This window comes from Stenotrophomonas sp. P5_A8, from assembly GCF_056400545.1.
The window spans coordinates 1-10,459 of sequence record NZ_JBFULB010000132.1; the positions used below are offsets into that span (position 1 = coordinate 1).

Sequence of the window (10,459 nt, forward strand, 5' to 3'; positions counted from 1 at the left end):
ATCGATATCCTGCTGCGCACCATCCGCCGCAAGCGCGACCAGACCCGCGTGTTGACCGACCACGTCGTGCCACACCGGCTGGTGGTGCGCGACTCGGTCGCGCGCCCGCCCAGGCGCTGAGGGCGCACGACGCATCGTCACGCGCCCGGGCATGCGACGGTGGCCTCCGCTTCGTTCAACGCGCCGAGGGCGACGCGTGACACCGAGAGCGTCATCGCGCCCGCCGTCCCGATGGACCAGGGGCGGTCCAGCTTGCCGACATCCGCGCCAGCCGCCGCCAGGCACTTCAAGGGCACGCCCACGCGCGTCCACTGGCCCACAGGCAGTTTTGCCAGCGTCGGCCCCAGCGCAACGCGTGCCGAGCAACCCGTGCCGCAGCCCACCGCCAACCATGCCTCGCCCTGGGGTGCAGTCTCAACCCGCAGCGTGGTCAACAGCATCAGGTCACCGTTGCTCTCGCGCTGCAGGTCCAGCGCCGTGTGCGACTGCAGCGCGGCCACCGCTTCCCCCTTGCCCGTCCACGCCAGCCGGCGACCGTCTTCCTGTGCAAGGTGATCCACGCCGGTGACATTCAGCAGGCCACCCTCGAGGGATTCCGGCACCTTGGTGACGGTCACGCCCTGCCCCGTGCTGCCCTCCAGCCGCAGGGCCATGCCGGACCCGGCATCGCCGCGCGCGAAGAACACACCCACCGCCCCTTCGTTGCCGGTGACGCCGGAGACCTCCGGCAGCGCGGCCAGATCGCCGTTGTCGGTGTAGGTCAGGCCGAAGCCGAAGGCGAACAACGGGTTGTAGTCCTTCTGCCCGACGTTGTTGGCGTACTGCGTTGCCGTGCGCGGCCAACTGAAACTGAGCTTGCCCTTGAAGTCGTGCTGCACGCGGCCGTCCGGCCCACGCAGCAGCACGTCGGCAATGCCGGCGCCTTCCGACCCGGGCAGCCACGCGGCCACGAACGCATCGGCGGCATTGATCTCCCGGTTGACCCACAACGGGCGCCCGCTCAGGAACACCGCGACCACCGGAATGCCGTCAGCTTTCAGTCGCTTGATCAGGGCAAGGTCGGCATCGTCTCCCGGCTTGTAGGCCAGTGTCGGCAGATCGCCCTGGAACTCCGCATAGGGATTTTCCCCAAACACCACCACGGCGACATCCGGCTTGGTCGCGTACGTCCCGTCCACTGCAAGCTCGGCGTGGCCGCCGGCGGCCTTCGCCTGCTGCGCAATGCCTTCGAAGATGGTGTCCGCGTTCGGAAAATCCTTTCGGGTGGTGCCGGTGCCCTGCCAGTTCAGTGTCCAGCCGCCGGCCTGCTTGCCGACATCGTTGGCCCCGTCACCGGCAACCAGGATGTGTTGCCTCGGCGACAGCGGCAGCACACCGCCCTGGTTTTTCAGCAGCACCAGCGACTCGCGCACCGCCTGGCGTGCAACGTCTCGATGCGCGGGTGCACCGACGAGCGCGAACTGCCCACCGACCGCACGCGACGACGGCTTGCCCGCCTCGAACAACCCCAGCCGCAGCTTGACCCGCAGGATCCGGCGCACCGCATCGTCCAGGCGCTGCTGGGGGATGGTGCCTTTCATCACCGCGGCCAGCGTGGTCTCATAGAAGCCCTTCCAGCTGTCCGACGCCATGGCCATGTCCAGGCCCGCGTTGATGGTGGCCGGGCAATCGGTGGTGGTGCAGCCCTTGACCTGCCCGTGGCCGTTCCAGTCGCCCACCACGAAACCACCGAAATGCATCCGGCCCTTCAACGCATCGGTCAGGTACGGCTTGTTGCCGTGCATTTTCTCGCCGTTGACGCTGTTGAAGGACGCCATCACGGTCTGCGCGCCGGCCGCGATGGCCGGCGGATACCCGGCGGCGTGGATGCGCACCAGCTCGGCCTCGCTGATCCGGGTGTCGCCCTGGTCCTTCCCATCGGCAGTGCCGCCGTCACCGAGGAAATGCTTCACCGAGGCGATCACATGCCGACCGTCAAGGAACGCAGGCGAGCCCACCTTGCCCTGCAGGCCCTCGACCATCGCGCCGGCATAGCTGGCCACCACCTCGGGCGATTCGGAATACCCCTCGTAGGTGCGCCCCCAGCGGTCATCCTGCGGTACCGCCACGGTTGGCGCGAAGGCCCACTCCATGCCGGTCGCCCGGGTTTCCAGCGCGGTGATTTCACCGATCCGCCGCAGCAGTTCCGGGTTCCGCGCGGCGCCCAGGCCGATGTTGTGCGGGAACAGGGTTGCGCCGATGATGTTGCTCTGCCCGTGCACGGCATCGATGCCGAAGAGCACCGGAATGGCCTTGCCGCCCTGCGAGGTATCCATCGACGCCTCGTAGAACGCATCGGCCAGCGCCAACCATTGGGCAGGCGCGGCATCGTAGCGGCCGCCGGGGTCGGAGTTGCCGCCGGCCAGGATCGAGCCGAGCCGGTATTTGCGGAGGTCATCGGGCGTGATGCTGGCGATATCTCCCTGCACCAGCTGGCCCACCTTCTCCTCTACCGTCAGTGTGGCCATCAGGTCGGTGATGCGCTTCTCCAGCGCGGCGTCCTCGGCCAGCGGCCAGGCGACCTGCGGCCACGGCTCCGGGTCGGCCGGCGCGGCGGCAACGGGCTTGTCTTCGTTCCCGCAGGCAACCAGGGCCAGCATCAGCGCGGCCAGCAGCACGCCACGGTGGGTGCGGGTAAGGCGTGGATTGGTCATCGTGTTCATCCTTCCATCTGCTCCAGTTCCTTGCCCTTGGTTTCGTGCACATACTTGAGCACGAAGACGACCGAGATGATGGCCGCCACCAGGTAGATGCTGTACGTCGCCGCCAGCCCGATGGCGGCCAGCAGAATGGGGAACGTCACCGTGACGGCGAAGTTCGCGGTCCATTGCGCCGCACCGGCCACGGCCAGCGCCGAGCCACGGATCTGGTTGGGGAACATCTCACCCAGCATCACCCACATCACCGGGCCCCAGGAGACGTTGAAGAACACCACGTAGGCATTGGCCGCCACCAGCGCCAGCGTGCCCATGTGCCCGGGCAGCTGCAGGCGGGCGTCCACCAGCGAGCCGCTGGCGAATGCCACCACCAACAGCGCCAATGACACTGCCATGCCGGCCGAGCCGACCCATAGCAGCGGCTTGCGCCCGATGCGGTCGATGAGCAGCACGGTCACCACGCAGGCGCCGATGCTCAGCGCACCGGACAGCACGTTGATCAGCAGTGCGTCGTTTTCGGAGAAGCCGACCGCCTGCCAGAGCACGGCGCCGTAATAGAACACCACGTTGATGCCGACCAGCTGCTGGAAGATGGCCAGGCCGACGCCGACCCAGACAATCGGGCGGATCCGGCCGGTCACCTTGTTGCGCAGATCCGACAGCCGCGGGCGATGGTGGTCGGTCGACAGCGAGGCGTCGATCTCGGCAAGCTTGGCCTGCGCCTCCGCCCCACCGAACAGCCGCGTAAGCACGTGCAGCGCCTCGTCCTTGCGGCGCTTCACCACCAGGTAGCGCGGGCTTTCGGGAATGGTCAGCAACAGCGCCAGGAACAACAGCGAGGGCACCGCCTGCATCCAGAACATCCACCGCCACGCCGCGTGCCCCCACCACAGCGCCTCGGTCGAGGCACCGGCGGTGGCCGCCAATAGATAGTTGGACAGGAACGCGACGGTGAGGCCGCTGATGATGGCGATCTGCTGGACCGTGGCAAGACGGCCCCGGTAACGCGCCGGCGCAACTTCGGCGATGTACGCCGGCGAGATCACGCTGGCCGCCCCCACGGCAAAGCCCCCCATCACCCGCGCGAGGATGAACATGACCGAAGAGGACGCCGCGCCCGCGCCGATCGCCGACAGCAGGAACAACACCGCCGACACGATCAGCACGTTGCGCCGTCCCAGGCTGTCGGCCAGCCGGCCGGCGCTGAAGGCACCGATGGCGCAGCCCAACAGCATCGAGGCGATCTCGAACCCCTGCATCCACTCGCCGGACCTGAACGCCTGGTGCAGGCCGTCCTGGGTGCCGTTGATGACGCCGCTGTCAAACCCGAACAGGAATCCGCCAATCGTCGCCACCACGCTGATCAACACAATCAGTCGGGTGTTCTCCCCGCCGCTCATTGCCTGGTTCATTGCCCTGCCCCTCCCCGGTTGGGTGTCATCGCTGCGAGCGGTCACGCTCAGCGCAGCAGGTACTGGTTGAGCAGGTTCTCGTAGCGCTCCTGCTTGCCGCTGATCTGGCTGGGTTCCCCGCCCTTGGCGCCCAATGCGGCCAGATCCGTGAGGCTGAGCGCGCCTCCCGCGAATTGCTTGCCGGGACCGTTGTCGAAGCTGGCGTAGCGCGCGTTTCGCCACTGTTCCAAGGGCGAGTCGTTCAGCAGTGCGTGGGCCACTTCCAGCCCTCGCGCGAACGCATCCATGCCACCGATGTGGGCGATGAACAGATCCTCGAGATCGGTGGATTCGCGACGCAACTTGGCGTCGAAGTTCAAGCCACCTTCCAGCCCACCCTGCCGAAGCACCACCAGCATCGCGCCCACCGTGTCGTACAGGTCGGTCGGGAACTGGTCCGTGTCCCAGCCGTTCTGCGCGTTGCCGCGGTTGGCGTCGATGCTGCCCAGCAAACCGTGGTCCGAGGCAACCTGCAGGTCGTGTTCGAACGTATGGCCGGAGAGCGTGGCGTGGTTCGCCTCGATATTGAGCTTGAAATCCTTGTCCAGGCCATGCTCCTTGAGGAAGCCGACGACGGTGGCGCTGTCGAAGTCGTACTGGTGCTTCATCGGCTCCATCGGCTTGGGCTCGATCAGGAAGTTTCCCTTCAGGCCGATGCTGCGGCCGTAGTCCCGCGCCATGCCGAGGAACCGCGCGAGGTGGTCGACCTCGCGCTTCATCTGCGTGTTCACCAGCGAGGCATAACCTTCGCGGCCACCCCAGAACACGTAGTGTTCGCCCCCCAGTTCCACCGTCGCCTCCAGCGCCGCCTTCACCTGCACCGCCGCACGCGCCACCACGGCGAAATCCGGATTGGTCGACGCACCATTCATGTAGCGCGGGTGCGAGAACAGGTTGGCCGTGCCCCACAGCAGCTTCACGCCGGTCTCGTCCTGGCGGGCCTTGGCCAGGCCCACCATGTGCTTCAGGTTCTTTTCGTACACGCCGACATCGTCGGCATCCGGCGCCAGGTCGATATCGTGGAAGCACCAGTACGGCACGCCCAGCTTGGTGAAGAATTCGAACGCCGCATCCACCTTCGCCTCGGCAGTCGCCATGGGCGAGCCGACCTCCCAGGGAAAATGACGCGTGCCCGGACCGAAGGGGTCATGCCCGGCGTTGCAGAAGGTGTGCCAGTAGCAGGCCGCGAAACGCAGATGTTCCTGCATCGTCTTGCCACCGATGACTTTCTTGGCGTCATACACCTTGAACGCGAGCGGGTTGTCCGAGCCCCGGCCTTCGAAGGGGATGCGGCCGATGCCGGGGAAGTACGTCTTGGCGCCGATGAAGGGCTGATTGCTCATGGTGCGTGTTCCTTCCGTTGTGCGAGGTGTCGCGAAAAAGGGGATCAGCCGCGATACAGCGGCATGAGGGCGTCGAGATGTCGCAGGAAACGTGCATAGGCCGTGGCGTAGGCGTGCGTACGCGTCGGGTCCGGCTGTGCGGACTGCAGCGGATCGACGGCAACGTGCCGGTCGGTCAGCTCGGCGATGGAGGTCGCGTCGCCGCGCGCGTGACCCAGCGCCCACAGGGCCTGCAGTGCTGCACCGAACGCCGCGCCTTCGGACTGGATCGGCACGTCCACCGGCAGGCCGAACACATCGGCCACCAGTTGCCGCCACTGCGCGCTGTTGCTGCCGCCACCGGTCAGCACGATGCGGTCGAACTGCATGCCCGCGCGCACAAAGGCGTCGTAGCCGTACTTCAGGCTGTACGTGGCCCCTTCCATGGCCGCGCGGTAGAAGTGCGCCGGGGTCATGTTGGTCGTGTCCAGGCCCGCCAGCACCCCCTTGCCCAGGGGCAGGTCCGGCGTGCGTTCGCCATTGAGGAACGGCAGCATCACCAGCCCGTCGGCGCCGGGCGGCGTGGCCCGCAGGTGCCCATCGCCAAAGCGGGTGCTGAAGCCGAAGGCGTCGGCGACCTGTTCGGTCACCACGGTGCAGTTCATCGTGCAGATCAGCGGCAGCCAGCCGCCGGTGGACGAGCAGAACGCAGCCCACGCCCCCTCCGGGTCCACCACGGGCGTGTCCGAATAGGCGAACAGGGTGCCCGAGGTACCCAGGCTCATCGCCAGGCGGCCGGGCACGACGCAACCGGTGCCGATGGCCGCCATCATGTTGTCGCCCCCGCCAACGGCGACCTTCACCGTCGCGGGCAGCCCCAGGGCCGCCGCCGTGGTCGGGTCGATGTCGAACACCTCCTCGGGCGCGGCAATGCGCGGCAGGCAGGCGGCGAGGTCGCGTTGCGAATCGGTCGCGCGCAGCAGTTCGGTCGACCAGGTGCGGGTTCGCACGTCCAGCCAGCCCGTCCCCGACGCATCGCCGTATTCGCAGAAGCGTTGGCCGGTCAACACGAAATTGAGGTAATCGTGCGGCAGCAGAATGGTGGCAAGCCGCGCGTAGACCTCGGGACGATGCGTCTTGGTCCACGGCAGTTTGGAGGCGGTATAGCCGGTAAGGACAGGGTTGCCGGCCAGTGCGATGGTGCGCGCCGTGCCGCCGAGTGCGTCCATGATCTGCACGCACTCGGCCGAGGTACTGGTGTCGCACCACAGCTTGGCCGGCGCCAGGACCTCCCCGGCTGCATCGACGGGTACAAAGCCGTGCTGTTGGCCCGAGACCGCCAGCGCGGCGATACGGGATCGGACCTTGGGATCAATCGCAGCGAAGCAGCTATGAAGTGCTGCCACCCACTCGGCCGGCTGCTGTTCACGGCTGCCGTCGGCGGCGGACGCCAGGTCCAGGGGCGCGCTGGTGCTGGCAACCAGACGGCGCCCGGCAGGGTCGTACACCACGACCTTGAGACTTTGCGTACCTGCATCTATTCCGGCAACCAGTTCCATGTTTCCCACTCCGTCCCCACATGAAGGTAGCGCTACCATTTCCAGGCAGCAGCATGCTGTTCTGCTATGCCAGGGCTGAGGCCCGTGGCCATACGTCCTGCGCAGCCTTGCAGTAGCGATCGATGAACGCGGCCTGCGAGGACATCGTCGCGACGGCGTGCTGCACCGGTTGCCGGATCCGCGCCAACAGCGTGCGCAGATCCGCATCGTCGATGGCACGTGCAAGCGGGTGCGCAGGACCCGGCGCAATCCCCTGCCCCATCAACACGCTGGTCCAGGACTCCACACGGAACAGCTCACCGGGGTCCTGCCAGGCATGGGCACGTTCGCGCCAGGCGCGCAGCCGCATCGCGAGCGACTCGGGCAGCGCCATCTCACGGCAGGCTTTCCACATCGGCTCGTCGCGCTGGTTGGCGTGGTAGTGCAGGATGATGAAGTCGCGCACATGCTCCATCTCCTGCCGGCTGACATCGTTGTACAGCGCCATCAGCGTCGGGCTGACGCCGTCGAACGGGAACAGCTGGATCAGCCGCACCACGGCACTGATGGTCAGGTGGATGCTGGTCGACTCCAACGGCTCGATGAAGCCACTGGCGAGCCCGAGCGCCACCACGTTCTTGTTCCACGCCTTAAGGCGACGTCCGCTGCGGAACGGAACCAGCCACGGATCCCGCAGCGGCGGGCCATCGACGTCACGCAGCAGCTTGGCCTGCGCCTCGTCATCGGACATGTGCCGGCTGGAGAACACCAGCCCGCAGCCGACCCGGTGCTGGAGCGCGATATGCCATCGCCACCCGGCTTCGTGCGCGATCGCACGGGTGTAGGGCACCGGCGGCGCGATGGACTCGGTCTGCACCGCAACAGCGCGATCGCTGGGCAACCATTCGTGCCAGTCCTCATAACCGGTCTGCAGGGTCTGCTCGGTCAACAGGCCGCGGAATCCCGTGCAGTCGATGAACAGGTCGCCCTCGATGACCTGCCCATCCTCCAGCACCAGTGACGCGACGGAGCCGTCATGGGCGTGTTGTTTGACCTCGCGGATCTTGCCTTCCACCCGTCGCAGGCCGTGCCCTTCGGCCTTGCGTCGCAGAAATTTGGCATACAGCCCGGCATCGAAGTGATAGGCGTAGTTGAGCCGGGGTTGGGTATCCAGCGAGAACTGGTCGCCGCGCGAGGCGACGCTTTCCAGGCAGAAGTCACCCAGTTCCGACGGCATGCCGCGGCGCAGGCTGTCCAGCCAGAAGTGGTGGAACGGCGTGGCCAGGGTTCCCTGCCCGATCGTGCCGAACGGATGGATGAAACGATCGCCGGGTCGACGCCAGTTCTCAAACGAGATCGAGAGCTTGAACGTGCCGGCAACGGCGCGCAGGAACTCCTGCTCGTCGATCTGCAGAAAGCGGTGGAACGCACGGATGGGCGGCACGGTCGACTCGCCGACACCCACCGTGCCGATCTGCTCGGACTCCACCAGGGTGATGTCCAATTGGTCGCGGAACTGGTGCGCCAGCGCACAGCCGGCCAGCCAGCCTGCGGTGCCGCCACCGGCGATGACGACCTTGCGGATACGCCCTTCGGTTGTGTTCGCCACGTTCAATGCGGTGCCCTCATCAGCGGTTGAGTCGAGCCAGCAGCTGGGCGCGCATGCGGCGCGCCTGCGTCTCGTCGAACGGTGCCAGGTCGCCCCGGGCAGCGTCGGGCAGGTGCTGTCCTGCACGCGCACCCGGACCGAATACGTAGTACTCGAAGATCTTTGCCCAGGCCTGCTTTTCGCGCGCCGGCAGATCGCGCACGGCCCACATCGCGTGGTGGAGGGCCGGCAGCGGCGAGGGAAGGAAGGCCGGTGAACTTCGCCACCAGTAATTCACCAACACGTTGAAAGGCGCCAGGCCGCGCACGTGGTGCCACCACATGCTCGGAATGAAGATCGCATCGCCCGGTTCCAGCACGGCGGTCTGCGCGCTTGCCAGTGCATCACGGAAGCGCGGGTGGCGCGCGAAATCCGGGCGGTCGAAATCCACTACGCTCACCACCTGCCCGCCTGGCGTAGGCTCCAGCGGCCCCGGATACAGATTGTCGATCTGCTCCGGCGGAAAAAGCGTGAACCGGCGCCGGCCCACGGCGCAGCACGCCAGGTTGTCCGGGGTGTCGAAATGGCAGGAGGCCGTCACCCGGTTGCCGATCCAGATGCTCGCCGACGCCTCGATGCCCTGCCCGGCCAGGCCGGCATCGTTGGCCTGCGCAAAGCCGGGGAGCGCCCGATCAATCAGCAGCGAAGCGACATAGTAAGTAGGTGGCCGTGGTGCCTCGAGCGTGTCTTCAATCTCGGCCAGCACCTGGGTCAGCAGGCCGCGCCGAACCTCAATGTTCAAGCGGGTGAAATCGTCGTTGTAGAACGGACGCCCTTCGATCTCGGGCCCGCCGAACGAATACGGGACAGGCACGCCCGCCTCGAAGCGGCGCAGATAGCCCAGCGCCTCCTGCGCGGAGCGCAGCCCGGCCTGTACCAGCGGCCAGTCGCGTGCGATGCCGCGCAGTACCACCGGTTCCCCGGCGGACACCAGTGACGCCAACGGCAGTGCCGTGGGCTCCACGTCCTCCAGTGTCCGCATGGCAACGCCGTCCAGCACCCGTCAGTTCCTGCCGGCCGCAGTGGCGACATCGGCGATGCGCAGGCGCCGTTGCTTCTCGGCGATCAGGCGTCGCATGTTGTGCAGCGAGGCCAGCATCAGGTAAGCACCTTCCAGATAGCCGGCACGGTTGAGTTCGGCGAGCGCGGGACCGTCCAGCAGGGCCAGGCGGTCCCGGTCGATCGCGTGCAGGCCGTTGACGCTGACCCGATGCTGCGGTTCGATCTGCACGTCGAGCGTGATGGGTTGAATCAGTTGGTGTGCATCGAGTCGGGCAAACATCGCTGCGCCAAAGGCATGGCCGTCGTGGATGCCACGCAGCACGCCTGCGATGTGGTCCAGGTAGGGCGTGTTGCCGCCTTGCGGCAGGAACACCGGCTCACCCTGCATCGCCTTCACGCGCGGATGGTCCAGGTCTACGTGCAGCACCGCTTCCTGGCTGGGTGCGCCATCGATCCGGCTCTCCTGGAAGCCGATGAGGAACGGCCCCTTGGCCGCTGCCCCGGGCAGATAGGCGGCATTCCAGCGACCTTCCTGCAGGAACAGATTTTCGTGCTGCTCGAACCCGAGCAGTGCCACCGATTGCCACTCGCCGGTGGCGACGTCCCTGCGAAGGAAGATGGGATATTCCCGCTGCAGTTCGGCGAACTCGCTCGGATAGGCCGGCACCATGCCGACGGCGTCACCAAACTCGGGTCCGAAGTCGGTGGCCACGCGCAGATCGCGGTGGGCGATGTTGTTGAGCATTTCGTAACGCGGCATGGTGTTCTTCCAACCCCATCAGGACCTTTGAACGGGTGCCGC

General features: G+C 66.8%; 7 protein-coding genes and 1 pseudogene. 1 reads left to right on the top strand and 7 read right to left on the bottom strand.

What is annotated here, in order from left to right:
* Window positions 1-120 (top strand): annotated as a pseudogene (locus AC1DQP_RS11080) (LacI family transcriptional regulator); the annotation flags it as partial.
* A gap of 17 nt (window positions 121-137) precedes the next feature.
* Here the strand turns inward: AC1DQP_RS11080 and AC1DQP_RS11085 are convergent.
* The 7 genes from AC1DQP_RS11085 to AC1DQP_RS11115 form a co-directional block, all read right to left on the bottom strand.
* Window positions 138-2,702 carry a glycoside hydrolase family 3 N-terminal domain-containing protein gene (locus AC1DQP_RS11085; RefSeq protein ID WP_457318998.1) on the bottom strand — a complete coding sequence of 855 codons (2,565 nt, stop codon included), beginning with the start codon at window positions 2,700-2,702 and terminating at the stop codon, window positions 138-140.
* Complete coding sequence (locus AC1DQP_RS11090) at window positions 2,699-4,108, bottom strand: sugar porter family MFS transporter (RefSeq protein WP_256774337.1); 1,410 nt, start codon at window positions 4,106-4,108, stop codon at window positions 2,699-2,701. The genes AC1DQP_RS11085 and AC1DQP_RS11090 overlap by 4 nt, the downstream gene beginning before the upstream one ends.
* A gap of 47 nt (window positions 4,109-4,155) precedes the next feature.
* The gene (gene xylA / locus AC1DQP_RS11095) at window positions 4,156-5,490 is read right to left on the bottom strand and encodes a xylose isomerase (RefSeq protein WP_256774338.1); all 1,335 of its coding nucleotides are present in this window, start codon (window positions 5,488-5,490) and stop codon (window positions 4,156-4,158) included.
* 44 nt (window positions 5,491-5,534) lie between these two features.
* The gene (xylB, locus tag AC1DQP_RS11100; protein WP_478051598.1) at window positions 5,535-7,028 is read right to left on the bottom strand and encodes a xylulokinase; all 1,494 of its coding nucleotides are present in this window, start codon (window positions 7,026-7,028) and stop codon (window positions 5,535-5,537) included.
* A 64-nt stretch (window positions 7,029-7,092) separates the two neighbouring features.
* Window positions 7,093-8,622, bottom strand: coding sequence for a tryptophan halogenase family protein (locus AC1DQP_RS11105; protein WP_457319002.1), 1,530 nt, complete (start codon window positions 8,620-8,622; stop codon window positions 7,093-7,095).
* Between the two features lie 13 nt (window positions 8,623-8,635).
* Window positions 8,636-9,637 (bottom strand): cupin-like domain-containing protein, encoded by a 1,002-nt coding sequence (locus AC1DQP_RS11110; protein WP_478051599.1) that lies wholly within the window; start codon window positions 9,635-9,637, stop codon window positions 8,636-8,638.
* Between the two features lie 21 nt (window positions 9,638-9,658).
* Entirely contained in the window at window positions 9,659-10,417 is a 759-nt protein-coding gene (locus tag AC1DQP_RS11115) for a SapC family protein (RefSeq protein WP_478051600.1), read from the bottom strand.
* Window positions 10,418-10,459: the final 42 nt, after the last annotated feature.

What these genes read in the sequence shown, in the direction of transcription:
- AC1DQP_RS11085 (WP_457318998.1), bottom strand. Translation starts at nt 2,702, where the DNA reads ATGAACACGATGACCAATCCACGCCTTACCCGCACCCACCGTGGCGTG.
- AC1DQP_RS11090 (WP_256774337.1), bottom strand. Translation starts at nt 4,108, where the DNA reads ATGAACCAGGCAATGAGCGGCGGGGAGAACACCCGACTGATTGTGTTG.
- xylA (WP_256774338.1), bottom strand. Translation starts at nt 5,490, where the DNA reads ATGAGCAATCAGCCCTTCATCGGCGCCAAGACGTACTTCCCCGGCATC.
- xylB (WP_478051598.1), bottom strand. Translation starts at nt 7,028, where the DNA reads ATGGAACTGGTTGCCGGAATAGATGCAGGTACGCAAAGTCTCAAGGTC.
- AC1DQP_RS11110 (WP_478051599.1), bottom strand. Translation starts at nt 9,637, where the DNA reads ATGCGGACACTGGAGGACGTGGAGCCCACGGCACTGCCGTTGGCGTCA.
- AC1DQP_RS11115 (WP_478051600.1), bottom strand. Translation starts at nt 10,417, where the DNA reads ATGCCGCGTTACGAAATGCTCAACAACATCGCCCACCGCGATCTGCGC.